General features: G+C 60.9%; 22 protein-coding genes and 1 pseudogene. 15 read left to right on the plus strand and 8 right to left on the minus strand.

Features of this window, described 5'->3' with window-relative positions; translation table 11 throughout:
• Positions 1-279: 279 nt before the first annotated feature.
• The 7 genes from GTW25_RS15440 to GTW25_RS15470 all read left to right on the plus strand — a co-directional run bounded on the left by GTW25_RS15440 (position 280) and on the right by GTW25_RS15470 (position 7,875).
• A complete protein-coding gene (locus GTW25_RS15440) occupies positions 280-990 on the plus strand; it encodes an ABC transporter ATP-binding protein (RefSeq protein ID WP_234163363.1) in 711 nt (236 codons plus the stop codon).
• 4 nt (positions 991-994) lie between these two features.
• The gene (locus GTW25_RS15445; RefSeq protein WP_223228100.1) at positions 995-2,992 is read left to right on the plus strand and encodes an AMP-binding protein; all 1,998 of its coding nucleotides are present in this window, start codon (positions 995-997) and stop codon (positions 2,990-2,992) included.
• Between the two features lie 15 nt (positions 2,993-3,007).
• Complete coding sequence (locus GTW25_RS15450) at positions 3,008-3,892, plus strand: branched-chain amino acid ABC transporter permease (RefSeq protein WP_027264391.1); 885 nt, start codon at positions 3,008-3,010, stop codon at positions 3,890-3,892.
• Between the two features lie 3 nt (positions 3,893-3,895).
• Positions 3,896-4,948, plus strand: coding sequence for a branched-chain amino acid ABC transporter permease (locus GTW25_RS15455; protein ID WP_027264390.1), 1,053 nt, complete (start codon positions 3,896-3,898; stop codon positions 4,946-4,948).
• Between the two features lie 34 nt (positions 4,949-4,982).
• Complete coding sequence (locus GTW25_RS15460) at positions 4,983-6,221, plus strand: ABC transporter substrate-binding protein (protein WP_252913137.1); 1,239 nt, start codon at positions 4,983-4,985, stop codon at positions 6,219-6,221.
• 61 nt (positions 6,222-6,282) lie between these two features.
• Positions 6,283-7,074, plus strand: a complete 792-nt coding sequence (locus GTW25_RS15465) for an ABC transporter ATP-binding protein (RefSeq protein ID WP_027264388.1) — start codon at positions 6,283-6,285, stop codon at positions 7,072-7,074.
• A gap of 12 nt (positions 7,075-7,086) precedes the next feature.
• Positions 7,087-7,875 (plus strand): SDR family NAD(P)-dependent oxidoreductase, encoded by a 789-nt coding sequence (locus GTW25_RS15470; RefSeq protein WP_252913138.1) that lies wholly within the window; start codon positions 7,087-7,089, stop codon positions 7,873-7,875.
• A 25-nt stretch (positions 7,876-7,900) separates the two neighbouring features.
• On the opposite strand, the gene GTW25_RS15475 is transcribed toward GTW25_RS15470, so the two are convergent.
• Entirely contained in the window at positions 7,901-9,004 is a 1,104-nt protein-coding gene (locus GTW25_RS15475; protein ID WP_036051655.1) for a CaiB/BaiF CoA transferase family protein, read from the minus strand.
• Positions 9,005-9,117: 113 nt separating this feature from the next.
• On the opposite strand from GTW25_RS15475, the gene GTW25_RS15480 reads away from it, so the two are divergent.
• Genes GTW25_RS15480 through GTW25_RS15490 form a run of 3 tightly spaced genes read left to right on the plus strand, consistent with a single transcriptional unit; the run spans position 9,118 to position 12,344 of the window.
• A complete protein-coding gene (locus GTW25_RS15480; protein ID WP_027264385.1) occupies positions 9,118-9,906 on the plus strand; it encodes an enoyl-CoA hydratase/isomerase family protein in 789 nt (262 codons plus the stop codon).
• 16 nt (positions 9,907-9,922) lie between these two features.
• Positions 9,923-11,161 carry a thiolase family protein gene (locus GTW25_RS15485; RefSeq protein ID WP_027264384.1) on the plus strand — a complete coding sequence of 413 codons (1,239 nt, stop codon included), beginning with the start codon at positions 9,923-9,925 and terminating at the stop codon, positions 11,159-11,161.
• A gap of 16 nt (positions 11,162-11,177) precedes the next feature.
• The gene (locus tag GTW25_RS15490; protein ID WP_036051588.1) at positions 11,178-12,344 is read left to right on the plus strand and encodes an acyl-CoA dehydrogenase family protein; all 1,167 of its coding nucleotides are present in this window, start codon (positions 11,178-11,180) and stop codon (positions 12,342-12,344) included.
• Between the two features lie 84 nt (positions 12,345-12,428).
• Here the strand turns inward: GTW25_RS15490 and GTW25_RS15495 are convergent, their stop codons facing one another.
• From GTW25_RS15495 to GTW25_RS15505, 3 genes are read right to left on the minus strand one after another with little or no spacing between them, the layout of a single operon-like run.
• Positions 12,429-13,592: an acyl-CoA dehydrogenase family protein gene (locus GTW25_RS15495; RefSeq protein WP_027264382.1), complete on the minus strand. Its 1,164-nt coding sequence runs from the start codon at positions 13,590-13,592 to the stop codon at positions 12,429-12,431.
• Between the two features lie 4 nt (positions 13,593-13,596).
• Positions 13,597-14,472 (minus strand): GntR family transcriptional regulator, encoded by an 876-nt coding sequence (locus GTW25_RS15500; RefSeq protein ID WP_027264381.1) that lies wholly within the window; start codon positions 14,470-14,472, stop codon positions 13,597-13,599.
• Positions 14,469-15,728, minus strand: a complete 1,260-nt coding sequence (locus tag GTW25_RS15505; protein WP_071974357.1) for a CaiB/BaiF CoA transferase family protein — start codon at positions 15,726-15,728, stop codon at positions 14,469-14,471. The genes GTW25_RS15500 and GTW25_RS15505 overlap by 4 nt, the downstream gene beginning before the upstream one ends.
• A 218-nt stretch (positions 15,729-15,946) precedes the next feature.
• On the opposite strand from GTW25_RS15505, the gene GTW25_RS15510 reads away from it, so the two are divergent.
• The 4 genes from GTW25_RS15510 (at position 15,947) to GTW25_RS15525 (ending at position 19,507) form a co-directional block, all read left to right on the plus strand.
• Positions 15,947-16,540, plus strand: a complete 594-nt coding sequence (locus GTW25_RS15510; RefSeq protein ID WP_083545805.1) for a TRAP transporter small permease — start codon at positions 15,947-15,949, stop codon at positions 16,538-16,540.
• Positions 16,537-17,823, plus strand: coding sequence for a TRAP transporter large permease (locus GTW25_RS15515; protein WP_027264380.1), 1,287 nt, complete (start codon positions 16,537-16,539; stop codon positions 17,821-17,823). The genes GTW25_RS15510 and GTW25_RS15515 overlap by 4 nt, the downstream gene beginning before the upstream one ends.
• Before the next feature lie 62 nt (positions 17,824-17,885).
• Positions 17,886-18,932 carry a TRAP transporter substrate-binding protein gene (locus tag GTW25_RS15520; RefSeq protein ID WP_036051585.1) on the plus strand — a complete coding sequence of 349 codons (1,047 nt, stop codon included), beginning with the start codon at positions 17,886-17,888 and terminating at the stop codon, positions 18,930-18,932.
• Positions 18,933-19,327: 395 nt separating this feature from the next.
• The gene (locus GTW25_RS15525; RefSeq protein WP_027264377.1) at positions 19,328-19,507 is read left to right on the plus strand and encodes an SDR family oxidoreductase; all 180 of its coding nucleotides are present in this window, start codon (positions 19,328-19,330) and stop codon (positions 19,505-19,507) included.
• A 96-nt stretch (positions 19,508-19,603) separates the two neighbouring features.
• Here the strand turns inward: GTW25_RS15525 and GTW25_RS15530 are convergent.
• From GTW25_RS15530 to GTW25_RS15545, 4 genes and pseudogenes are all read right to left on the minus strand, one after another.
• Positions 19,604-20,233: pseudogene (locus GTW25_RS15530) on the minus strand (CoA transferase).
• Between the two features lie 30 nt (positions 20,234-20,263).
• Positions 20,264-21,130, minus strand: a complete 867-nt coding sequence (locus tag GTW25_RS15535) for a TniQ family protein (protein WP_252913139.1) — start codon at positions 21,128-21,130, stop codon at positions 20,264-20,266.
• The gene (locus GTW25_RS15540) at positions 21,127-22,008 is read right to left on the minus strand and encodes a TniB family NTP-binding protein (protein WP_252913140.1); all 882 of its coding nucleotides are present in this window, start codon (positions 22,006-22,008) and stop codon (positions 21,127-21,129) included. The genes GTW25_RS15535 and GTW25_RS15540 overlap by 4 nt, the downstream gene beginning before the upstream one ends.
• A gap of 13 nt (positions 22,009-22,021) precedes the next feature.
• Positions 22,022-23,635 carry a TnsB C-terminal domain-containing protein gene (locus GTW25_RS15545; RefSeq protein WP_252913141.1) on the minus strand — a complete coding sequence of 538 codons (1,614 nt, stop codon included), beginning with the start codon at positions 23,633-23,635 and terminating at the stop codon, positions 22,022-22,024.
• A 128-nt stretch (positions 23,636-23,763) separates the two neighbouring features.
• On the opposite strand from GTW25_RS15545, the gene istA reads away from it, so the two are divergent.
• Positions 23,764-25,242 (plus strand): IS21 family transposase, encoded by a 1,479-nt coding sequence (gene istA / locus GTW25_RS15550; protein ID WP_372493193.1) that lies wholly within the window; start codon positions 23,764-23,766, stop codon positions 25,240-25,242.
• Positions 25,243-25,244 lie beyond the last annotated feature (2 nt).

The following is a 25,244-nucleotide window of genomic DNA, read 5'->3' on the forward strand; positions in this document are numbered from 1 at the left end:
GGTTTCCTTTGGTAGCGGATTCAGTTGTTGACCAATTTTTCAAACATCTGTTAGGCTGCGCGGAGAGACTTGGTAAAATAGACCAGGCAAACCTCTGAATTAAGAGGTGGGAGGAGGAACGATGCGAGGAAAACTCGTAACCAACGGAAAACCGTGCGGTCAGGCTATGCGTGCCTCCATGAGGTGTTGGGGAAAAGCACGGGTTGTAACATGACCACGAATAACGGGCACGTATCGTCACCGCTTGCGGTGCGTGGCGCAACTTTGAAATTTGGCGGTGTGACCGCGCTCGACGATGTGAGCATCTCCGTGGCCGACGATGAATTGCTTGCAATTATCGGTCCGAATGGTGCCGGAAAAACATCACTTCTGAACGTGACTGCGGGCTTCTACCGTCCGCAGAAGGGCCGTGTCGAATTGTCCGGGCAGGACGTGACCGGCCTGCGTGTTGACCAGATCGCCCGGCGCGGTCTGGCGCGGACGTTTCAGGGCACCCATCTTTTTGCCGGGCAGACGGTGGTGGAAAACATTATGATCGGCCGCCACATGCTGATGAAATCGAATGTAGTCCAGGCCTTTTTCCAGTTCGGTCCCGTGATGCGCGAGGAATCGGAACATCGTGAAGCCGCAGAGGAGATCATCGATTTTCTCGAGATCGAGGCAATCCGCAACCGGCCCGTGGGCACGTTGGGGTATGGGTTGCGCAAGCGTGTCGATCTGGGCCGTGCATTGGCGCAGGAACCGTCGATCCTGCTGATGGATGAACCGATGGCCGGCATGAACTCGGAGGAAAAAGAAGACCTGGCGCGCTTCATTCTCGATGTGCGCGAGGCGCGCAAGATTCCGGTAGTTCTGGTGGAGCACGACATGGGCGTCGTGATGGACCTTGCCGACCGGATCGTGGTGCTGGATTTCGGGCGGGTCATCGCCGAAGGCACCCCGGAAGAAATCCAGAAGGACCCGGCTGTCATAAAGGCATATCTGGGGTAGCGGCATGGTCAAACAACGGACAGCAATGGTCTTTTCGGACCCAGCAGTGACACATAGCGAAACCCTGCCGCAGGTTTTGCTCGCGCGAGCGACATCCACACCGACCAACCTCGCCGAACGGCACAAGCGCCTGGGCATCTGGCGTGAATTCACCTGGGCCGATGTTCTTGACAGGGTTCGCGCCCTGGCTCTCGGGTTGGAGAACCTGGGCTTGTCGGCTGGCGAATCCGTCATGATGATTGGCGAAAACGAACCCGAACATTTCTGGGCTGAATACGCCGTCCAGTCGTTAGGCGGCAAAGTCCTGTCTGTCTATCCGGATCAAAACGCTGAAGAGATTCTGTATCTGGCCGAAGACTCGCAAACGCGGGTTTTTCTGGCGCAGGATCAGGAGCAGGTCGATAAATGCATCGAGATTGCGGGCAAGTACTCGGGCGCCCTGGCGGTCGTTTACTGGGACGATTCCGGTCTGTGGGGCTATGATCATCCCCTGTTGCATTCGTTTGAAAGTGTGAGCGCGGCAGGGCGTCAGATCCACGCCAAGGAACCCGCCAGATTTGAAGAACACGTAAAACGTGGACGGGCGGACGATACCGCCTTGCTGTCCTATACTTCGGGGACCACGGGAAAACCCAAGGGCGTTGTCATCAGCCATCGCTACCTGTTCGACAATTGCTCGCGGGTGATGGGGGCAATCGAAATCGCGCCGGGCACCGAATACCTGACCTACATTTCGCCTGCCTGGGTCACGGAACAGATTTTCGGCCTGTCGATCGGTTTGATCGCGCCCATGGTCGTCAATTTTCCCGAAGGCCCTGAAGACGTACTGACCAACATTCGCGAACTGGCGGTTGATGCACTGGTGTTCAGTCCGCGCCAGTGGGAAAACCTCGCCTCCATCGTTCAGGCCCGGATGCTGGGCGCGGGCAAGTTCCGCAATGCGATGTACAATTGGGGCATGAAGGTTGGCCGCAACGTTTACGTCGAGCGGCTGGAAGGGCGTAGCCCCAGCCTTGCCGCACGCCTGCAGCTTCCCTTTGCCGAAGCTCTGGTGCTGCATCACCTGCGCGACAATCTTGGCCTTGGTAAGGCCAAAAACGCAATGAGCGGCGGCGCCCTGATGGCACCTGACGTCTTTCGTATGTTCCACGCGATGGGGGTTAAGCTGCGCAACGTGTATGGCGCGACCGAAATCGGCCTTCTGACCGCGCATGTCGGCGAAAGCTATCAGCTGGAAACCAGCGGCAGCTGGATGCAAAGCAACACGAACTACGGCGAACCGCTGGAATACAGGGTCTCGGACGAAGGGGAGCTTCAGGTGCGTGGCGGATCGGGCTTCGGCGGCTATCACGGCAAGCCCGAAAAGACCGCAGAGGTGCTGACCGAAGACGGTTGGTACAAGACCGGTGATGCGGTCTCGATGACCGACGACGGCGAGCTATTGTTCTTTGACCGTGTCAAGGACATGCGCCGCCTGGCAAACGGTCACAGCTATCCGCCGCAGTTCATCGAAACGCGGTTGCGGTATAGCCCCTTCATCAAGGACCTCATGACATTGGGCGACGAACGCCGGAATTTCGTCAGCGCGCTTATCAATATCGATATGGAAGTTCTCGGGCGTTGGGCGGAAGAGAACAAGATCAGCTTTTCGACCTACACCGATCTGTCGCAGAAACCCGAAGTTCTGGACCTTATCAAAGGCGAAGTGGCGCGCATCAATGCGCTCCTGCCCGAAGGCTCGCGCGTGGCACGTTTTGCGAATTTTCCCAAGGAACTCGACCCGGATGAAGGCGAGTTGACCCGCAGCCGAAAGCTTCGCCGGGCCTTTCTGGAGGAACGGTATGCCAAGCTCGTCGAGGCGATCTATGCTGGCGATGACGAGACAGATCTCGAAATCGCTGTGACCTATCAGGACGGTCGTCAAGGCGTTCTCAAGACCACGGTTCGCGTGTCGGATGTTGAAAACGCATCGAAGGCTGCCAAGCGGCAGTCCAAATCTTAAAGGAGGTCGGCGACAATGGTCTATTTCATCAATGACATCATTACCGGGGCTTTGATCGGCCTTCTGTATTCGCTGGTGGCCATGGGCTTTGTTGTGATTTATCGCGCCAGCAAGGTGTTCAACTTCGCGCAGGGCGAGCTTGTGATCATCGGCGGGTTCATCGTCTGGTTCACAACGATGCAAGCGGGGCTTAGCCTTTGGTTGTCGATACCCCTTTCGCTGGTTCTGGCCGGGCTGGTCGGGTACGCAATCGAACGGATTTTCCTGACAAAGCTGATCGGTGAATCGGTTTTCTCGATGGTCATGGTCACCGTCGGTCTTCTGATCCTGCTGCGCGGTCTGGTGCTGCTTGTGTTCGGTCCCGCCGTGCGGCCCTTCCCGATCATTTTCCCGCTGAAACCCTTGTTCCTCGGCGACATGTTGATCCCGATGAACCTCCTGATAGGCGGGATCATCACCATTGTCGCCGCCGTCGGCCTGTCGTGGTTCTTCAACCGGACCCGGTCCGGCCTGCGGATGACCGCCGTGGCGGAAGACCACGTCGTGGCCTCCTCGATGGGCATTTCGGTGAAAGGCTCGATTGCCTTTGCCTGGGTTCTCGGGGCAATCCTGTCCACAATTGGTGCGATGATCTTTCTCAGCGGCAAATCGCTGACCTTCCTGGCCTCGGATATCGGGTTCGCGGCCCTGCCGGTGGCGCTGTTTGCCGGGCTGGAATCCATCGGCGGGCTGATCCTTGCGGGCGTGATTATCGGCATCGTCCAGAGCCTGACAACCAACTATCTTGACCCGCTGATCGGAGGGTCACTGGGCAGCGTTGTCCCCTATATCATCATGCTTGCCATTCTGCTGATCCGACCGACCGGCCTGTTCGGCTGGCGCACAATTGAACGGGTGTAATCCATGGACCCTTCCGGCGTATTCCCGACAAGCTATCGCAGTGACAGACGTTTGATCCGAACGCGCTGGCAGTTTCTGGCCCTCGTCGTATTCATGGCTCTACTGCTGTTGGCGCCTTACCTGGTGAGCAGCCGTATCATCGCTATCCTGAATATGATGATGATCAGCGCCGTCATCGCCGTCGGGCTTCAGATCTGCACCGGCTATGCGGGCCAGATCAACCTGGGTCAGGCGGCTTTCATGGGGGTCGGGGCCTATACGGCCTCGATACTGGCCTCGAAGACCGGCCTTACGTTTCTGCTGACCATTCCTCTGGCCGGGCTCTCGGCTGCGCTGTTCGGCTTTCTCTTTGGCTTGACCGCGGCGCGGATCAAGGGGTTCTATCTGGCACTGACCACGATTGCAGCTCAGTTCCTGTTCCACTTTGCCGTATTGAACCTGCCGTCTACCTGGCTGGGTGGATCGAACGGTATCACCGTGCCCCCGGCCGAGCTTTTCGGGCTGCGATTTGTCAGCGAATCTTCGCAGTTCTATCTGAATTTCGCGGTCACCGCGATCATGGTGGCGGGCGCGTTCGGGATCGTTCGGTCACGCTTCGGCCGTGCCTTCGTGGCGGTCAGGGATGATGACGTGGCCGCGGGTATAATGGGGATCAATGTCGCGGCCACAAAGGCAAATGCCTTCCTGATCGGCGCTTTCTATGCGGGCGTCGGCGGGGCGCTTTGGGCCTATCTGATCCGCTTCGTGGGGGTAGACCAGTTCACCCTGTTTCACTCGATCTTCTTCGTCGCGATGATCATCGTCGGCGGGATGGGTTCAATCGTGGGGGCCCTGATCGGCGTCTTCATTATCCGCATCATCCAGGAAATTATCGCGACGGTCGGCCCCAATATCGCCGACTCGGTATCATTCCTTGGCGGTGACATCGTGTTCGCTGGCATGAATGTCGTTCTTGGCGGCGTGATCGCATTGTTTATGATCCTCGAACCCAAGGGGCTGATGCACCGCTGGAACATCCTGAAGTCGTCATACCGTATCTGGCCGTTTCCTTACTGAGAAATAGAGCGGCTCTAAACCTGGGAGGAAGAATATGACTTACCAATCGAATCGAGGTCTTCGCGGCTTTCTGGCTGCGGCTGCCTTGGCGGCCGCGGCGACCATGCCTTTGAAGGCGCAGGCCGAAGAGACCTATAATCTGGCCCTGCTGTCGGACTTTTCCGGCCCTTATGCTGACATCATGCCCATTCTGGCCGGCGGACGTGAGGCTGTGTTCACCTGGTGGAATGAAACCCGCGGCAAGGAACTTGGCGTCACGCTGAACTACAAAAACTACGAAACCCGCTATGACGCGGCACAGGTGGCAAGTCTCTGGCCCGGGATCAAATCGGAACTGGACCCGATTGCGGTTGTCGGCCTCGGCGGGCCCGACGTCGCGGCCCTTTCCGAACGCCTGCCGGAAGACAAAATCCCGATGTTCATGGCCACAGCGGCCTACGGTTTTGCCTGGCAACCGGATGCCTGGATTTTCAACCCACGCCCGACCTATTCGCACGAAAGTGTCGGCTTTCTGAACTGGATGCGTGAACAGCGCGGCGGAGACGAACCGCTCAAGGTTGCGATCCTCGCCTCAGAAGCATCGCCTGCCTATGTCGACATGGCAAAGGGCATTGAACTCTATGCCGAAGAGCACCCCGAGGAGATCGACCTCGTCGAGGTCATCTATACCGAAGTTCAACCCACCGATCTGACGGGGCAAATGCGCCGCGTTGTACGAGCCGGGGCCGAGGTGCTGGTAATCCAAACGAACACCTCTATCGTGGTTGCCGCGAAACGTGGGCTGCAGGCCAACGGGGCGAACATCCCGATCATGATGAGTTCGCATAACGGGCTTCCAGCCTCGGGTAGCGCGCTTGGCGGGCTTGAGCAAATGGAGGGGGACTTTGAAGCCTACGGCATGGTGATTGCGGCCGATGAGGACACTCCCGCGCGACAATTCTACGAGACATTGGTTGCCGATTACGGACTCGAAGCACCTTGGAACGTCGTGACCGCAATGGGCGTATCTCAGGGTCTCTATACCGTGACCGTGATCGATCACGCGATCGAGGCGAACGGCGCCGAGGGCCTGACCGGAGAGATGGTACGTGAGGCGCTTTTTGCCAAACCGATCACCACCGAAGAAACCCATGGGTTCCTGCCGACCTTGTCCTTTACGCCAGAAGCACCGTTCCCATTGGAAGGCCTCAAAGTGAATGTGGGCACCGTCAAAGATGGGAAAATCACCACCGCGGCAACGGGTGTCGACGTTCCGCAAGTTGAGAAATGGTGAATTAATCCGGGCGCCGCAGTCGCGGCGCCCGTTCTGATCCTTAGCCCCGGGCAATATGACCATGCTGGAACTCAACAACGTAGAGGTGACATATTCCGACGTCATCCTGGCGCTCAAAGGCGTGTCCATGACAGTCCGTGCGGGACAATGTGTTGCTCTGCTCGGTGGCAATGGCGCAGGAAAAAGCACGACGCTTAAAGCCATCTCGGGAACGCTCAAATCCGAGGATGGAACCGTTTCGGCGGGGTCCATCGTTCTGGACGGAACTCCCATTCAGAACATGGAAGCCTCGGAAGTCGTGAAGAACGGTCTCATCCATGTGATGGAAGGGCGGCGCGTTTTGCGGCATCTGACGTCAGAGCAAAACCTGATCGTCGGCGGGCACATGGTGCCCAACTCCGCCGAGCTGAAAAAGCGCCTGGACCATGTTTACACCTTGATGCCCCGGCTTGCGGACCTGCGCAACCGCACCTCTGGCTTCATGTCTGGTGGCGAACAACAACTGCTGCTGATCGGCCGGGCCATGATGGCCAGCCCCAAGATCATCGCGATCGACGAACCGTCGTTGGGATTGGCCCCGATGATGGTCCGGGATGTTTATGAAGTGCTCAAGCAGCTCAAGTCAGAAGGCACGACCTTCTTCCTGGTCGAACAAAACAGCGCCGCGGCGCTATCGATCGCCGACTATGCCTATGTGATGGAGAACGGCCGGATCGTGATGGACGGCCCTGCCGACAAGCTCGCTGACAACGAGGACATCAAGGAATTCTATCTCGGCGTAACCGCATCGGGCGAGCGCAAAAGCTATCGAGATATCAAACACTATCGCCGCCGGAAGAGATGGCTGGGATAGAAAGGAGCGAAGATGAGTAACCTGCTTTCCATCAAAGGTCGTACCGCATTTGTAACCGGAGCGGGGCAAGGCGTTGGTCGGCAAGTCGCGCTTTATCTGGCGGAACACGGAGCCGGTGCCATCGTTGTCAACGATTTTCACGCCGAACGGGCCGAAAGCGTTGCCGCGGAAGTGGAGGCAGCGGGTGCAAAGGCTCTGCCGCTCGCCTTCGACGTCTCGGATTTCGACGCGGTTGGCGCGGCGTTTGCCGAAACGCAGACCACATTTGGCGGCGTGGATATTCTGGTCAACAATGCGGGCAACGCCGGGCCGACATCGCGGCTCGACGATCTGGTCCCTTTTTGGGAATCCGATCCCGATGAATGGCGCCGCTGGATGGCCACCAATTTCGATGGGGTGCTGAACTGCACCCGTCACGCCATGCCGTTGATGGTTAACAGTGGCTATGGGCGCATTGTGACCGTCATTTCCGACGCCGGCCGTGTCGGTGAACCGCATCTGGCGGTTTATTCCGGGGCCAAGGCCGGTGCGGCCGGCTTCATGCGGGCAATTGCAAAGGCCGGCGGCCGGTTCGGGATCACCGCGAATTGCGTCGCCTTGGGGGGCACAAGAACTCCGGCTGTCGCCGACCTGATCCCGGATGCAAAGACCGAGAAGCGGGCATTGTCGCAATACGTGATCCGCCGTCTGGGCGAGCCGGAAGACCCCGCCGGAATGATCCTGTTCCTCTGCTCGGATGCTGCCAGCTGGATCACCGGACAGACCTATCCAGTGAATGGTGGGTATTCGTTTGCCTGCTAGAGTAGACATCGACCAACCGCCGCCTCTAGGTGGCGTCGTCCGAAAAAACGCTGTCATTATCTGCCCCGAGTTCAGGGGGCAGATTCGGTGTTGCGGTTTCGAAGCCATCAAATTTCAACGGCTGGACAATAAAAGTCTCGGCCTTGCCGCCGTCATGCGTAATCTTGCGCAGCAGCTGGCGCGCACGCACATGGGGGTCGTCCAACGTTTCGACCAGGGAATTGACCGGACCCCATGGCACCCCCGCCTTATCCAGAAGGTCGCCCCATTCGGCGCGCGTCTTGCCAACCAGAATCGCCGCGATTTCTTCGCGCAGCGCGGCCTTGCGGGCGACACGGTCGCGGCCTGTCAACGGCGCAAGATCCGCCCTGTCGATCACATCGCAGAACGGTTTCCAGAACCAGTCCTCATGCGCGATGGACAAGGTCAAGAGCTTGCCGTCTTTGCAGGTGAACACGCCATAGCCCGGCTCGGCGATAAATTCGCCCAGCGGTGTTCCATTGGCGGCGGGAACGAGGAATGCGGTCAACATCGAAACCACCGCATCCGACATGGACACGTCCACGTAACGCCCCTGCCCTGTGCGCTGGCTCGACACCACCGCCGACAGGATTGCGATCGCCGCGAACAACGCCGCGCCAACATCCGCAAGGGGGATCGGCGGCACAGGGCCGGGCTGCTTTGCATCGGCCTGATCGGCCAGCAAACCGCCAACCCCTTCATAGCTCAGGTCATGGCCAGCCCTGTCACGATAGGGGCCGTCCTGCCCGTAACCCGAAATCGATACATAAACCAGCCGCGAGTTGACACTACGCATGTCCTCGAAACCGGCACCCAAGGCCGCAAGCTTGCCAGGGCGGAACCCTTCGACGATGACATCCGATTCCTTGGCCAGTTCGCGAAACCGTGCCAGCCCCTCGGCCGATTTCAGATCCAACGCAACGCTGCGCTTGCCTCGGTTCAGTGCCCGGAACAAGGGCGGAAATTGCCGGGCCGGATCACCGATGCCCGGGCGTTCAATCATGATCACCTCGGCTCCCATGTCGGACAACAGCATTGTGGCATAGGGACCGGGAAACTGTTCGGCAAGGCTGAGGATTTTCAGGCCGGCCAGGGGTGCAGTGCTCATATCAATCTCCAGTTCTTTTGTTTTCCACGTGCGGGTCCGCCCGAGTGCAGCGTAAATCGCCGCAAAAGACAAGGCGAAAAACCAATAATATGTATAATTATCAGGAGCTTAGCATGAGTGAGGCAAAGCAGACGCTATTCGTTGAGCGGGTCGCAAAAACTGAATGGATTACCTTCCAGCGCACCGAACAGCTCAACGCAATGTCAACGCAGATGCTGCGCGAGATGGCGGCAGCACTGGAATCGGCGCTGGCCGACGATGGGGTGCGTACAATTGTCCTGACCGGCTCTGGCCGGGCATTCTGCGCCGGTGCCGATCTGAAAGAAGTTGCTGGCGCCAAACATGCACCAGGCGAGCCGGATCTTCTGGATCTTGTCGATCACACGTTTGGGCTTATGCGACATGGCCCGAAACCGGTGATCGCCGCAGTGAACGGGCTGGCGATGGCGGGCGGTTTGGAAATGGTGATGGCCTGCGATCTGGTCTTTGCCGCCGAAAGCGCGCAACTGGGCGACGCACATTCCAACTTTGGCGTCTTTCCCGGGGCCGGCGGTGCGGCGATCCTGCCGCGTAGGATTGGCCTGAACCGCGCGAAATACCTGCTGTTCTCGGGCGAGAACGTTTCGGCACGGGACATGATGGACTGGGGACTGGTGAACAAGGTCGTCGCGGACGAAGACCTGCGACAAGCGGTGCAGGCCTTTACCGACAGGCTGGCAGAAAAAAGCCCGGCGGTCTTACGCCGCATGAAGACGGTTTCCAATCGGTCGCTGGACGTGGACGAAACCGCCGCGCTTTCCGAAGAGATGCTGAACCTGCGCGCGCACATGCGATCCTGGGACATGCACGAGGGTCTGTCGGCGTTCAATGAAAAACGAAAACCGCAGTTTCGCGGATACTAGGTCAGGAGGACAAACGATGCAGGACATTTACATCGTTGGCATCGGGATGACGCCGTTCGGAAAGTTCCGGGACAAAACCATCAAGGACATGACCGGCGAGGCCGTCGCCGCCGCGCTTTCCGATGCCCGAGTGACGGCAGATCGTATCGACGGCGCATTCTTCTCGAACGCGGTGCAGGGCCACATGGAGGGCCAGCACATGATCCGCGGCGAAATCGCGCTGCGTGAAATGGGCATTCAGGGCATTCCGGTGGTGAATGTCGAAAACGCCTGCGCCAGCGCCTCGACCGGGTTCAAACTGGCAGTCGATTTCCTCAAGGCCGGCAATGGCGACTGCTGTCTCGCCGTGGGCGCCGAAAAGATGTATTCTGACGACCGTGCGTTGATGTTTTCGGCCTTCGACAGCGGCTGGGACGTCAGCAACAGCGAAGAGGTCGCGCAACGGCTGGCCGATCTGGGTGCAGGGGTCGAGGAACCCGAAGGATCGAAATCGCCCAAGCCCTACAGCGTGTTCATGGATGTCTACGCAGGCTTCGCCCGGCTGCACATGAAGACCTTTGGCACAACTCAGGAACAGTTCGCCGCCGTCGCCGCCAAGAACCATGCGCATTCCGTGCATAATCCACTGGCGCAATACCGAGAAGCCATGAGCGTCGATCGGGTATTGGCCGCGCCGCCGATCACCTATCCGCTGACCCTGCCGATGTGCGCCCCGATCTCGGACGGGGCCGCTGCGGCCGTTTTATGCACCGGCGAGGGGATAAAACGTCTGGGCCTAGATCCCGCGCGCGCGATCAAGGTCAAGGCCGCGATCCTGCGCTCGGGCACCGATCGTCCGCCGGAAGATTACAAGAACCACCTGACCCGGCTTGCCGCGCTTGAGGCCTATGAACAGGCCGGGATCGGCCCCGAGGATATATCGGTGGCCGAAGTGCATGACGCCACGGCCGTGGGCGAAGTGATCCAGATCGAGAACCTCGGATTTGTCGAATTCGGCGAGGGCGGTCCCGCCAGTCTGCGCGGCGAGACAAAGATCGGTGGACGCATTCCGGTGAACCCCTCGGGCGGGTTGGAATCCAAGGGCCACCCGGTCGGTGCCACAGGGATAGGGCAGGTTTTCGAACTGGTCACGCAACTACGCGGCGAAGCTGGCGCGCGTCAGGTCGAAGGGGCAAAGAACGCCATCGCCGAAAACGGCGGGGGGTTGCACGGGGTAGAAGAAGCGGCCGCCTGCGTCACCATTCTGGGCCGTTGAAACAAGGAGACGAACCATGGAAAACGTGATCGCCGCCGCTCAGGCAATCTATACAGATGAGCAACGCATGTTGCTGGAAAACTTCCGCAAGATGGCCGAGGCAGAGTTCGCGCCGCTGGCCGAGAAATACGAGAACCTCGGCCACCCCCCCGATGCGAAAACCCTGAAGTCCCTGTTCGCCAAGGTCGAGGAATTCGGGCTGATCAGCGGCCTGATCCCCGAAGAGGACGGCGGTGCCGGAATCGACCGCATGACCTATGGCATCCTATACGAGGAACTGGCCCGGATATGGGCCGATCTGGCAATCGCGGTGCTGATTCAGGGTCATGCCGTGTTCGCGGTCAACCTCTTGGGAAATGTGGCGCAGAAAGAGGCCTATCTGAAGCCGCTCCTGCGCAGCGAACGGATCTGTGCCACCTGTATTTCCGAACCAGAGGTCGGTTCGAACGTACGCGAGGTCAAGACACGTGCGGACCGCGAGGGCGATAAGATTTTCGTCACTGGCCAGAAGCTCTGGATTTCCAATGGGGCCCAGTCGGATTTCGCCATCGTTGTCTGCAATCTGGACGACGGTATTTCCATGGTCATCGTCGACCGCGATACCGGCAACTACGAGAGCCGCGAATTGCGCAAGCTGGGGCTTGTCGGTGCATCGACCTGCGAATTGTTTTTCGACCGTGCCGAAACCAGCGCTGACCATGTTCTGGGTAATGCAGGCGGCGGCCTGTTCCAGACATTGAAACTGTTTGAGAGCGCTCGCGTGTTTGTCGGCCTGACGAGCATTGGCATAGCGCAGGCGGCGTTGGAATGTGCCGTCAAATATGCGCAGGATCGCCAACAACATGGTAAGCCGATCGGCGGGCACCAGTTGATTCAAGGCTACCTGGCCGACATGGCCACGCACCTGGATGCCGCGCGCCTGTTGTGCCAGCGCGGGCTGCAACTTCTGGACCTGGGCGTGCGCTGTGACACCCAGACCTCGATGGCGAAATGGTATGCAACCGAAATGGCCGTCGAAATCGCCGGCAAAGCGGTGCAGATCCACGGCGGCAACGGCATCACCAAAGAGTTCCCCGTTGAACGGCACTTCCGCAATGCAAAGGTCATGCCGATTCCCGATGGCACCACCGAAATCCAAAAACTGGTCATCGGGCGCAACCTGACCGGGCTTAACGCGTTCTGAAAAGGGCCTTGGCCGCCCCACCGTCGGCGCTCGTCAGCGTCGAGGGTGGGCACGACCCGGAGTGATCGCGATACGGGCGAAGAGTCAGTAGGACTTGGGCATCCCCAATGCCTTCTCGGCCACGTAGGAGAGGATCAACTCCTCGCTGACCGGCGCGATGAAGTTCAGTACGCTTTCGCGAAAGTAACGCTCGACGTGGTATTCCTGCGCGAAGCCAAAGCCGCCGTGGGTGCGCACCGCGCGGAATGCCGCTTCGTAGGCCGCCGAGCCGGCGAGGTTGCGCGCGGTATTGGCCTCCAGCCCGCAGGGCTTGCCCTGATCGTAAAGCGTGGCGGCTTTGTAGGTCATCAGTTCCGCCGCCTGAAGGCGCATCCACACCGAGGCCAGCGGATGCTGGATCGCCTGGTTCTGGCCGATTGGACGGTCGAAGACGACGCGTTCGCGCGCATAGGCGGCCGCCTTTTCCAGTACGTACATCCCAAACCCGACCGCAGCCGCGGCGACAATGATCCGCTCGGCATTCAGCCCGTGGAGCAGGACCTTGAAACCCTCACCTTCCGCGCCGATGCGGTCCTCTTCGGGCACCTCCAGCCCATCAATGAAGATAGCGTTGGAGTCGACCGCCTTGCGGCCCATCTTGGCAATTTCATGCACGTCGATCTTGCTGCGGTCGAAATCGGTGTAGAACACTGACATGCCGTCGGTCGGTCGCTCGCAGTCCTCGATGGGCGTGGTCCGGGTCACCAGCAGGATGTGATCTGCGCGCTGTGCGGTCGAGGTCCAGACCTTGCGCCCGTTGACCACATACCCACCGTCTTCGCGTCGGCGCGCAAAGGTCGAGATATGCGTGGTATCAAGGCCGGCGTCCGGTTCGGTTACGCCGAAGCAGGAGCGGTGCTCTCCGCGGATCAGAGGCGGCAGCATTCGAGCCTTCTGTTCGTCGGTGCCGAAGCCGACCACCGGTTGCAGCCCAAAGATATTGATATGCACCGCGGAACTGGCCGCCGCGCCGTAACGCCCGATCTCCTGCATGACCAGCGATGCCTCTGTGATACCCAGGCCCGATCCGCCATACTGCTCTTCCATCGTGACGCCATAGAAACCGCCCTTTGCGATCTCGGCCGCAAAATCTTCGGGGAAGGTCCCGGTTCGTTCGCGTTCCAGCCAGTAGGCATCGTCGAAACGCGAGCAGATCCTGGCCACCGCGTCGCGGATGGCCCGTTGCTCTTCGGTGAGATCGAAATCCATGCGATCACTCCTTCTTCTGACGTGGGTGTGGTTCGCCCGAATGCTCGGGCGGGGCGGGTTCCGCCATATGCGGGCGCCAGGAGCCGGGATCTCCTGTGGCGAGATTGCCGAACTGGCGCTCGGCGGAAAAGACGTCGCTGCGGATCTGCACGAGGTGAGCCATGACCGGGCGGCCTTCGGGATCGAACAAGCGCGAGACCACATGGGCCACCGGCTCGCTGAGGGTGATGCCCAACAGGTGCGCGGTGGCGATGTCGGCCCGAACGATGGTGATGATCTGGTCGCCCGACAGATCCGTCATGCCGGTGTGGTCGCGCAGCAGTTGCGAATATAGCTGCGTTTCGTCAGCGCCCTCGGGCAGCATCTCGAAATAGCGTTGCGGCAGCCACAGATCGACCAGCGAATACGGCTGCTGCCCGGCGTGATGGCGCTTGCGCACATGAACCAGCGGCGTTTCCATCCCCGTCAGGTCGCGGCCAAGATCGGGAAGCTCCTTACAGGGCGCACGCGACAATATATCTATACGCACCTGTGCCCCGAGCGTCAGCGGATCGTAGGCGGGCGCACGTGGCTCGCTCTCCTCGGCCGCCGCAGTCACGAAGGTGCCCAGTCCGCGCGTGCTGTCGATCATGCCCTCATTGCGCAGAACCCCAAGAGCCTGGCGGACGGTTTCGCGCGCCAGGCCGTATTCGTCGCGCAGGGCCGGAAGGGTTGGCAACTGGCTGTGTATGGGCCAATCGCCGCAGCGAATCTTTTCGCGAAATAGGCTTGCGAGCTTGAGATACAAGGGGATGCCGTCACGCTGCCGAAGCAGTTCCCTGGCCGAGCCTTCCTCCGGGCGGGGACAGTGGCCGACGCCGGTGGTCCGGGTGCCGCTCAAGGCTGGTCGCCGGACCGAGGCACCGCTCCTGTCAGACCGTCGTTTACCGACGAGTCCTGCTCGGGTTGCACAACGACACCGGCCTTTATCAGTTGAGCAACCCTTTCCGGTGAGAAGCCGAACTCTTCCAGGATCGCCGTGCCCTGTGCGCCAAGGGCAGGTGCCGGAAGATCGGGGCCCATCTCGACGCCGCGCATCGTATAAGGGCTTCGGACCCGGCGCATCGGCCCCTGCTGGGGATGGTCATAATCTTCTATCAGGCCAACGGCGCGGACATGCGGATCGTCGGGCAGGTCCTCCATCGCCATCACTGGGGCATTGGGAATATCGAGGGCATCGAACAGCGCCTGCCACTCTGCGGTGGTCCGCTGCGGCAGGATATGCGTTACAACAAGTTCATAGAGTTCGGGAAAATGCCGCTGTGCGGTCGCCGCGTCGGTCATCATGGGGCCGTCGGCCACGTCGTCGCGACCCACAGCACGCAGAAACCGCTGCCATTGATCGAATTTGTAGATCCCGTGCGCGATGAAACCGTCGCTGGTTTGCGCTGGTTTGCGGAATGGACTCATGACCCGCGCATAGCCGAACCCGCCTTCCGGAGGCCGGAAGGCCGCCCCGTTGAAATGCTGGCTCAACATCACCGATATCATCGTTTCGAACATCGGCGTTTCGATGTAGCACCCTTCGCCGGTGGTGCGCTGCCGGAACAGGCCGGCCAGCATCGCCTGACCCAGCGCCAGCCCGGTGATCTTGTCGGCGGCCACCATCGGCACAAAGGCGGGGGCACCTGCGTTGCGCCCGTTGGCCTCGGCCAGACCCGACCGGGCCTGAATCAGGTCATCGAAGGCGGGCAAGTCGGCATAGGGCCCGTCCTGCCCGAACCCGATCGCGGCGCAGTAGACGATGCGCGGATTGACCTCCCGCACGGCGTCATATCCAAGACCCAGCCGCTCGATCGCAGGCACTCGCATATTGTGAACCACGATGTCCGCCTGACTCAGCATCTCCAGCAGCGCCGCACGCCCTTCGGGGGATTTGAGATCAAGCGCAATGCTGCGTTTGTTCCGGTTCACCGCCATCCACTGAGCGGTCATACCCGGCACGCGCGAGGCGCCGAGGCGCCGATAATAGTCGCCTTCCGGCGCTTCGACCTTGATCACATCAGCGCCGAAATCGCCCAGGAACTGGGTGGCGTAGGGGGCCAGGAGAATATGGCCCAGCTCTACCACGCGCACCCCGTCGAGCATTTGAAACATGATTCCCCCCCCCGGCACCGGATCGGCTGCACCGACCGCACGCTACAAAAGACTAAAAGACTGTATTGCTAGTTTTTTTGCACGGGGAGCGTTGACATGCAAGGGGGCCTTGCTAAGTTTGGCGCCACAATGAGGCTAAGGCGGCTCGTTTCCGGCGTGGAAATCGCCGATGGAAATGGCCCGAAATAGCGCCAAAAAAAAGGGGGGGGGTGGCCGCAATGGAACCGCCGAAGAAAAGGGGGGGCGCGCGCGGCCTGTTGGCCGTTTCGCGGGGGCTGGCCGTGCTAGAGACCGGGTTTGCGGCGCTGGCCTGTGTCGCACTGGCGGTGATCATGCTGATCGTGGTCGTGGATGTTGCGATGCGCTACGCGCTTTCGATGCCACTGGGCTGGTCCTACGACCTGATCGGTCTCTACCTTGTGGTCACGGTATTCTTCCTGATGCTGCCCGACACACTCCATCATCACGGGCACGTGGCAATCGATCTGTTCCAAAACATACTTCCGCGACGGGTTCGCCATCTGGGGCAGGCGGTGGGCTATGCTGCAGGGGCAGTTGTCATGGCGCTGATCGCGTTCGAGGCCTGGGGCCGCTTCCAGAGCGCCTATGCCGGGCAGGACCGGATCGCCGCGCTGGTCCCATGGCTGACCTGGCCGGCCTATCTGGTCGTCCTGATTGGCACCGCGCTGCTGACGCTGCGCCTGATCTACCGGGTGGTCGGGCACGCGTTTTCCATCTTCTCGCGCCACGATCTGGTTGAAATGCCGCCCCCGCCCGAGACCACCGCGCTCCAAGGGGAGGACGTCCTGTGACGGTGGCTCTGGTAATTGCGCTTCTGGCCGGGCTGCTTGTGATCGGGCTGCCGGTGGCCTTGGCAATGGCGATTTCGGGGTCTGTAGGGCTCTATCTGTTCGGCGGCATGGCGGTACTGGGCGGCATCCTGAAGACTGCACCCCTAAGTACCGCGAATTCCTACGAAATCATCACCATCCCGATGTTCATCCTGATGGCCGAATTCGTGATCATCTCGGGCGTGGCGCAAGATCTCTTTCGCGCTGCAACCATTTGGGTCGGCCGTCTCCGCGGCGGCCTGGCCATGGCTACCGCGGTAGCCGGGGCGGGCTTTGGCGCGATCTCGGGGTCGAGCACGGCAGCGGCGGCAACGCTGGCATCCACTTCGATCCCGGCGATGATCGACGAAGGCTACGACCCCAAGCTGGCCAGCGGCGTCGTGGCGATTTCGGGCACACTGGCGATGTTGATTCCGCCATCTGTGGCGCTGATTCTCTATGGGATCATTGCCGATGTCTCGGTCGGACAGCTGCTGGTGGCGGGGGTGATACCGGGGATTCTGGTCGCTCTGACCATCATGGCCACGGTCGCGGTTCTGGTGCGGATTGATCCCTCGGTCGCGCCTGCCGGCCAGCCTTACAGCTTTCGCGATAAATTTGCGTCGCTGTCGCGTGTCGGGCCAATGCTGCTGCTGTTCCTGGCCGTCACCGGCACGATCTACTCGGGCATTGCCACGCCGACCGAGGCATCGGGGATCGGCGCCTTCGGCGCGATGCTGCTGGCGCTGCACGAGCGCAAACTGGGATTCAGCCAAGCCTGGGGTTGCCTGAGACGGGCGGCGCAGACCACCTGCATGATCCTTTTCGTGATCCTCGGCGCGCATATCTTTGGCTATTTCTTCACCCTCACGCGGGTGACCAACGATTTGACCCAATGGATCGGCGGCCTTGGTATTTCGCCGATGGGGGTGATGGTGGTGATCCTGATCATCTACGTCTTTCTGGGTGCCTTCATGGACCAGATCGCCATCCTCATCCTGACGGTGCCGGTGCTTTTGCCGCTGGTCCTGTCGCTGGGCTTCGACCCGATCTGGTTCGGGGTGATCGTCGTGGTGACGGCCGAGGTCGGCATGGTCACTCCGCCGCTGGGCATGAATGTCTTTGTGGTGGCCCGATATACCCGGCGACCCTTGGGCGAAATCTTTCGCGGGACGTTTCCGCATGTTCTGGCGCATTTGCTGGTGATCGCGTTGCTCACTGCATTTCCCGTGCTGGTGCTGTGGCTGCCCTCGACAATGAACTGACGACGTCGGCCTGCGCAATAGCGCCAGTCCATAACCCTAAAAGACAGGAGGAGAATGAAATCATGACCAGAATATCCAAATTCCCATCGCCCTTACGGACAGCGGGCTGGGCCCTGAGCGTTGCCTTGCTACCGCTCGCCGTGCAGCCGGTTGCAGCGCAGGAGATCGAACTGCGCGCGGCCGACAGCCTGCCCACCGGCCATTACATTGCCCAGAGCCTGATCGAACCTTTCATGGAACGGGTGAGCGAGCGGACCGGGAAAACCGAGTTCGCGTACTTCCCGGCTCAGCAACTCGGCAAGGCCAAGGACCTGCTCTCGCTGACCCAGACCGGCGTGACCGATATCGGCTATGTCGGCCCCTCCTATGTCAGCGACAAGATGCCCCTTTCGGCGGTCGGGCAGTTGCCCGAGGCGTTTTCGACGTCGTGTGAGGGCACGATGGCCTATTGGGAGATCGCCAAGCCCGGCGGCGCGCTAGACCAGGCCGAATTCGCGCCGAACGGCGTGCGCCTGCTGATGGCGATGGTGCTGCCGCCCTACAACCTGCTGACGTCGAGCCGTGAGATCACCGGTTTGGACAGCATGGACGGCCTGAAGATCCGCAGCACTGGCGGCGCGCTTGACCTGACCGTCCAGAAAATCGGCGGCGTGCCGGTGCAGATGCCGGCGCCCGAAGTGCGCGAGGCGCTGTCGCGCGGGACGATCGACGCCGGGCTCTTCCCCTATCCCAGTGTCACCCCTTACGGAATGGAAACATTCCTTGACTGGGGTACGCAGGGGATGAACTTTGGTTCCTTTGTCGCGACCTACGTGATCAGGCAGGAAAAGTGGGACAGTCTGCCCGAAGACGTCCAGCAGGCGATCACCGAGATCGGCGAAGATTTGACTAGGGAAGGATGCGAAACTGCCGACCGCCAGAACCTTGAAGTCAAGCAGCAGATCGCCGAGGCGGGCGTGACCTTCGTTGACCTGCCCGCCGGAGATGTCGAAAAGCTGAACCAGATCCTGTCGACGGTTGGGTCCGAATGGGCCGAGCAACTCGATGCCCAAGGCAAGCCCGGAACCGAGATCCTGGAAGCCTTCCGGTCCGCGCTGAAAAGGAACTGATACCAGATCGTGGTCGGCCCGGCTCCTGTGTCGGGCCAGGCCACCAAAAACGCGCAGAAGTCAGCCGGTGGGTGCATCTGAATCCTGCCCTTCGACACTCAGCCTGGTCGTCCGTTATGCAGCTGAAGTCCGGGCGAGCCGTGCATACGTTCGGCCACATTGATCTGGCGTAGATGCGCCTCGCCGGTCCCGATCTCGGCGACGAGTTGATGCGCGAACGGCGCGGGCGAATTGGGTTTCGGCGATATGGCGCAGATGGGCGGCAGCGAGAGTGTCCGACCTTTTGTGTATGACTGATCCGGTCCATGCTTCATCGAAAGGACGCATGAATGACCATCTCGAAAGAAATCCTGGATGGATAACGTACAGGATCTTCCGCACATTTGATTCCGGCGATGGTTCCTTTCAGACTGGCTGACCCGGACGGTCAGAAGGATATACTTGGGACAACGATCATGCAGCGCCCGGCCCAACCGGAAGAAGTAGCCGGGGCGGTGCCGTTTCTGGCGTCCGACGAGGCATCCTATATGACCGGATCCGAAATGGTGGTCGATGGCGGCTATACCGCGCAGTAAAATGGGCGGAGCCGGAAGCTTGGGACAGGCGGGTCCGGTTGGCCGCGAACCGATCCTGGCCAGCCGGGCACCGGCTGCCCGCCTGGCCTGGTTCCGTCAGGCGTCGGCGCGCGGAAGGCGGATTTCGGACAGAACCTCCTCCGTGTGCTCGCCCAGCCGCGGTGGCAGCCGGCGCACCCGGCCGGGGCTGTCCGAGAACTGGACCGGTATCCGGAGCGTCACGACGGCGCCCTCTGTCGGGTGCTCGTGGCGCTCGAAATACCCGGTTTGAACCAGATAGGGATCAACCAGCAGATCCTCCAGGCTGTTGGCCGGTCCATTCGGCACGTCGGCCGCGTCGAACCGGCGGCGCCACTCGGCGGTTGTATTCCCCGCGATTGCCTCGGCGAGGAACCAATATAACTAGTCAATGTGATCGGTGCGCAACTCTGCTGTGGCAAATCGTGGATCGTCGCGCAGCTCGGGCCGGCCTATGGCGTCGAAGAGACGCAGCCACTGGTTGTCCATCGCCGCCATCACACAGATGTGCCCGTCCTGCGTTGGATAAGGCCGATGATGGGGCGAGAATACCCGGCTGTAACCCATGCCCAGATCGGGCCGGTCGAGCGTTGCGCCCCAGAGATGCTCGATCAGATTGAAGTTGACCATCGCATCCATCATCGGCACGTTTACCTGTCGCTTGGCATTTAAATGCAAGAATGCGGTGGTTTTGCCCGAGTTAGGCACTTAATCGTGAGAATCCCTGCAGCCAGATTCTCAAATTAACTGCATTTGCCTAGAAGCTCGCAGCGTGCCGGCTTGAGCTATCATGTTCTCTGCGGCGTCAGAGAATCGGGCCCGGTTGTCGCCCATCATGTGCCCACGCAGCATCCGGAGCATTTCCGGGCCGGCGCGCTCGACGATCGCAACGCCGGCCAGCAGAGCCGGCCGCATATCAAGCGGCAGGATCGGCTTTGCAGGTGTGGGCAGATTCTGCAATTGCTTGGCAACGACATGGTCGAGATCGGGAATGATGGCGCCGAGCACCCGGTAGCGCCAAAGCTCATGCTCGCGCGGTAGGGGCCAGATCACTCGCCGCATCAACAGAAGCCGGGCGATTTCGGTCGCCGATGTCCAGGTTCGAATACCGCGTTCGGCTTCGTCGTCGAGCAGCTTTTCACCCCGCAGAGCCGCACGGTGATTTTGCCGGAAAGGGGAGGGAAGTTCATCTTTGCCGAACCCTCGTAGTAGTGTTCCGCAATGCGCGCAGGTAATCCGCCACCCCAGCAGCTGGTTTCGCAGGATTGGCGCTGGTTCCGCGCTACCGGGGCTGCAACGTGCACAGGTCTGTGCCGGCCTCGCGGCGATTAGTCGATGCGACGACTTCGGCACATTGATGAAGGTCATTCGACGTAAAACAGCCGGTTTGGCGGCGAAAATACTGGCGAGGCGGACTTCCTGATCGCCGCTCAGATGGAGATCGACTGCTCGCAATGAGGAGGCCTCCGGCAGGCAATGCTGGAGCATGACGAGCGGCGGGACCGCGTAGAAGGCGGCATGGCGACTGATCCAGGACGACAGAAGCTCGTCAGGGTAGGGCGGCAATCTCACCGGCAACTGCCGTGGCGGCGCGGTCTCCGTCATGCGAACGCCGCCTCGGCCTCGAACTCCGGCTCCCAGTTTTCGACAGCTTCGTCTGCAATATGCTCTTGTCCGCGTTCGATGGCGTCAACCGCGAGATCGTTGATCATGTGGAAGATGCTGGCGGTAATGCCCTCGGTTATCTGCAGAATCCGTCGCAGTGATTTCGGCGTGAGAACCGAGGGTCGACGCAGTGGCGTATTGCGCAGGATCGACGCCACCAGCGTCTCGAACTGCTCGTTCGCCGCCCACCTGCTCAAGGTGAACTGCTCAAACCGGCGTGCAAGCTGGACGTCGCCACCGATCGCCTCGCGCGCCTCGTTAACGCCGAAGCAGACCAGGGAGATCTGCAGACGATTGCTGAGGAAACGCAGCGTGTTCAGGACAATGCGCTGCTCGCGATAGGATCCGGCGAGAATGTTGTGCACTTCGTCGATCACCAGCACCTGAACACCAATGGCCTCCATGATGCGTAGCGCCGCTTGTTCCATCTGGGCGATGTCGGCGCGTGGCCTTTGTGGTGCGCCGAGAAGGGTGAGCAGTTCGGCGTAGAACCGCCGCTCGCCGGGCCGGCTCGTCATCTCCATGGCCAGAACGGGTGTCTTCAGCGTACCCGTCACCGGGTTGAAGCACGGCGGGTGTTCGTCCCGGAACCGCTTCATCATCATGGTCTTGCCCATGCCACTGTCGCCATAGATCGCGACAGAAGGCATGCGTGTGCCGCGTGGATGGTCGAGGAGCCGGCTCAGCCGATCGAGCGCCTGCTTGGCACGTGGGTAGAGCACCCATCGGCGCGATCGTATCGCGCGAATGCGCCGCTCGTCAGGTTCGGCAAGCAGTGCGCCGGCGCCGGCGGTCAGGTGGGAGATTTGATCGCTCATGTTTCACTCCAGCTCATTCTGTATCCTCAACAAAGGGTACAGGTTTGCTGGAGTCGACGCCGCGGAGCGAGCCCAATCCCCGGTCATCCACCTTCGATTTCGAAGAAGCCTTCCCGCGTCGCGCAGCCGCCGTCTTATTGGTTGCCGCCTGGACCAATTCTCGCTGCGCGACGGCGGTGTGGACGATGGCGCGGGTGTCGACTTCGCGACGGCCCTTTGCACGTAAGGTACGCCGGGCGGTGAGTGCCTCGTGCAGCGTTATCGAGGGCAGGGTCACGTCGGCATAACGGGCCTCGACGAAGTTTCCAGATGGCCGCCGGACGAAGATGCGCGCCATGTCGCGCGGATCGTATTTTACGAGTAGGCGCCGGTCAGAACGTCCGACGTCGGCGCTCAATGCCGGCGACCAGTAGCGCAGTTTGAACAGATGAATCCCGTCAGGCATCAACGTCCGCTCCTGCTCCGGCAGGAACGTCAGCCAGAAGCGCATTCGATCTTGCGGGAACCGAAGCGGGATTTCGCCCTCGTGCTCCCGCCACACCGCGATCGGCGGTCGACCCAGACTGCTGTGGATCGATTGATGATAAGCGCCGACAATGTCGAGAGCGATGTAGCGCTCGAGCTCCCTCAGAGTCAGTGCCGCATGTCGCTTCGAGTCATAGGCGCCCAACTCCTGTTCGTGGCTGAACGTTGTTCCGGGCAGGAGATGCAGCCTGCCCATCTGAGTGCCGATCAGGCGCTCGATATGACCGCCGAAACGCGGCTCACCGGGTGGCCGCCACTCGATCGCGATGCCCGCGTCCTGGCACCCTCGCTTGAAGGCCCGGCTTCGGAAGTCGGCACCATTGTCAACATGCACCATGTCCGGCAGACCGGCGACGGGCCAGGGCTCCGTTATCTCGCGCTCCCGCAGCCATGCCGATTTGTCGAAGACGGAGTGTAGCAGGCACATGCTGGTGGACAGGCGGGACGGCGCATCCATCGTGAGATAAAAGCCGGTCACCATCCGGCTGCAGACATCCATAGCCAGCGTCAGCCATGGCCGTCCGATAGGCTGCCGCGTCTCCTCGTCAACGACAAAGATGTCTGCCTTGGTATGGTCGATCTGGACCACTGCCAGGGGACGGGAGACCTCGAATGATCCGGGGACGGCCGTTGTCGCCTTGACGATTTTCTGTTCGCCACGCCGATTTGCGCGCTTCTGCAGGTCGATGTCCTTCACGCGGGCGACGATCGTTCGGCGATGTGGCGGCTTCAGCCCGACCGTAATACAGTTCGTCTGCACGTCCCGCACCAACTGCGAGATCGTCGGTCGGGTCCGCTTCAAGTAGAGCTTTTTGATTGTCTTGCTAACGATCTCTTCCCGTTTCTCGTCCAGCGTACGATGACCCACAGGACGTCCGCGCTTGCGATCGACAAGAGACAGAACGGTCCCACCGACGCGGAACAGCTTGATCAGCCGGTAGGCCGTCGCCTGGCTCACATCCATCTCGGCAGCGAACCCCGAAACGTTTGCCGCGGTCGTGCCGTCAGGATTGCGCCTCAGGAATTCACGGAGCGCATCTGCCCTTCGGCAAGCTTCATCCCAAAGCGCTTCGTCGATCTCATCAGGGAACCGATCGCTCATGGCAGGCTCGCGAGGAAAACATAACGAGTCTCATTCTCACATTAAGTGGCAAAAGCCAATGGGCATTATCGAATTAACTGCCCATTCGCAAATTAAGTGCCGGCGTAAGCATCTGAGATCATTGAAGCATGATTCTCATCATTAAGTGCCGAGCGACAGCGCCCTCGACGGTGCGTGAGACGCTGCGAAGGGTTGAGGCTGCCGGACTGAGCTGGCCGCTGGGTGATGACATCACCGACACCGACCTGGAAGCCGCGCTTTACAGGGCGGCCGGCACGAAGACGGGTCACCGCCGCAGCGTCGAGCCCGACTGGGCGCATGTGCATCGCGAGTTGAAGCGCAAGCATGTGACGCTGCAGATCCTTTGGGACGAATATATCGAGCGCCATCCCGACGGTTACCGATACAGCCGTTTTTGTGACCTCTACAGGGGGTGGGCGGCGAACCTGCCGGTGACGATGCGCCAGAACCATGGCGCGGGCGAGAAGCTGTTCGTCGACTATGCCGGCGACACGGTGACGGTGGTCGTCGATCGGTTGAGGGGCAAGACACGCCAGGCGCATCTGTTCGTGGCGGTGCTGGGTGCATCAAGCCTGTCCTACGCGGAGGCGCGCTGGAGCGAGACGCTGGCCGACTGGCTGGGCTGTCACGTCAACGCGCTGGAAGCCATTGGCGGCGCGCCGGCGCTGCTTGTTCCCGACAACGCCAAGGTCGCCGTCATCAAGGCCTGCCGCTACGATCCCCAGGTCAACCGGAGCTATGCCGGGATGGCCGATCACTACGGCAGTTCGGTGTTGCCGACGCGGCCGCGCCGGCCACGCGACAAGGCGAAGGTCGAGGCCGCTGTGCGGATTGTCGAGCGGTGGCTGCTGGGTCGTCTGCGGCACCGCGTGTTCCATAGTCTTGCCGAGGTCAACGCGGCGATCGGCGAGTTGCTCGCCGATCTCAATGACCGCCGGGTTCTGCGCCGGGTCGGGCGCACACGGCGTCAGTTGTTCGAGGAGATCGACCGTCCGGCACTGCGGCCGCTGCCGGCGACGCGATATGTCTATGCCGAATGGCGCGTGCGGCGCGCCGGGCTCGACTATCACGTCGAGATCGACCGCCACTACTACTCTGTGCCTTGGCGCTTCGCGCGCGAGCAGATCGAGGCTCGCATCACTGCCACCACCATCGAGCTGTTCCGCAAGGGCGAGCGTATTGCCGCTCACATGCGCTCCAGCGGCAATGGCCGGCACACCACGGTTCCCGAGCACATGCCGTCCTCGCACCGCCGCTTCGCCGACTGGACGATCGAGCGGATCACCAGGGAGGCCTCCGCGATCGGCCCGGACGCGGCCCTTTTGTGCGAGAAGATTCTGGCCGAGCGGCCTCATCCCGAACAAGGCTTCCGCGCCTGCCTCGGCATCATCCGACTGGTCAAGGGGTTCGGCCGCGAGCGCGTCAACGCCGCGTGCGGCCGCGCGCTGGAGATCGGCGCGCGCACCTACGGCTCCGTCCGTTCCATCCTCGACAACCATCTCGACCGGGCCTCGGCATCAGGACCACAGCCGTCACGCGATCCCATCGACCATCCCAACATCCGCGGTTCCCGCTACTACCACTGAAG

Source organism: Aliihoeflea aestuarii (assembly GCF_024105665.1).
Taxonomy (GTDB): Bacteria; Pseudomonadota; Alphaproteobacteria; order Rhizobiales; family Rhizobiaceae; genus Aliihoeflea; species Aliihoeflea aestuarii.

Bases quoted from the DNA above. Each gene is read 5' to 3' on its own strand.
- GTW25_RS15495 (WP_027264382.1), bottom strand. From the start codon at position 13,592: ATGGATTTCGATCTCACCGAAGAGCAACGGGCCATCCGCGACGCGGTG.
- GTW25_RS15505 (WP_071974357.1), bottom strand. From the start codon at position 15,728: ATGTTTCAAATGCTCGACGGGGTGCGCGTGGTAGAGCTGGGCCATATT.
- GTW25_RS15535 (WP_252913139.1), bottom strand. From the start codon at position 21,130: ATGACGGAGACCGCGCCGCCACGGCAGTTGCCGGTGAGATTGCCGCCC.
- GTW25_RS15540 (WP_252913140.1), bottom strand. From the start codon at position 22,008: ATGAGCGATCAAATCTCCCACCTGACCGCCGGCGCCGGCGCACTGCTT.
- GTW25_RS15465 (WP_027264388.1), top strand. From the start codon at position 6,283: ATGCTGGAACTCAACAACGTAGAGGTGACATATTCCGACGTCATCCTG.
- GTW25_RS15480 (WP_027264385.1), top strand. From the start codon at position 9,118: ATGAGTGAGGCAAAGCAGACGCTATTCGTTGAGCGGGTCGCAAAAACT.
- GTW25_RS15450 (WP_027264391.1), top strand. From the start codon at position 3,008: ATGGTCTATTTCATCAATGACATCATTACCGGGGCTTTGATCGGCCTT.
- GTW25_RS15520 (WP_036051585.1), top strand. From the start codon at position 17,886: ATGACCAGAATATCCAAATTCCCATCGCCCTTACGGACAGCGGGCTGG.
- GTW25_RS15475 (WP_036051655.1), bottom strand. From the start codon at position 9,004: ATGAGCACTGCACCCCTGGCCGGCCTGAAAATCCTCAGCCTTGCCGAA.
- istA (WP_372493193.1), top strand. From the start codon at position 23,764: ATGATTCTCATCATTAAGTGCCGAGCGACAGCGCCCTCGACGGTGCGT.
- GTW25_RS15510 (WP_083545805.1), top strand. From the start codon at position 15,947: ATGGAACCGCCGAAGAAAAGGGGGGGCGCGCGCGGCCTGTTGGCCGTT.
- GTW25_RS15455 (WP_027264390.1), top strand. From the start codon at position 3,896: ATGGACCCTTCCGGCGTATTCCCGACAAGCTATCGCAGTGACAGACGT.
- GTW25_RS15525 (WP_027264377.1), top strand. From the start codon at position 19,328: ATGGTTCCTTTCAGACTGGCTGACCCGGACGGTCAGAAGGATATACTT.
- GTW25_RS15490 (WP_036051588.1), top strand. From the start codon at position 11,178: ATGGAAAACGTGATCGCCGCCGCTCAGGCAATCTATACAGATGAGCAA.
- GTW25_RS15445 (WP_223228100.1), top strand. From the start codon at position 995: ATGGTCAAACAACGGACAGCAATGGTCTTTTCGGACCCAGCAGTGACA.
- GTW25_RS15460 (WP_252913137.1), top strand. From the start codon at position 4,983: ATGACTTACCAATCGAATCGAGGTCTTCGCGGCTTTCTGGCTGCGGCT.
- GTW25_RS15485 (WP_027264384.1), top strand. From the start codon at position 9,923: ATGCAGGACATTTACATCGTTGGCATCGGGATGACGCCGTTCGGAAAG.
- GTW25_RS15470 (WP_252913138.1), top strand. From the start codon at position 7,087: ATGAGTAACCTGCTTTCCATCAAAGGTCGTACCGCATTTGTAACCGGA.
- GTW25_RS15545 (WP_252913141.1), bottom strand. From the start codon at position 23,635: ATGAGCGATCGGTTCCCTGATGAGATCGACGAAGCGCTTTGGGATGAA.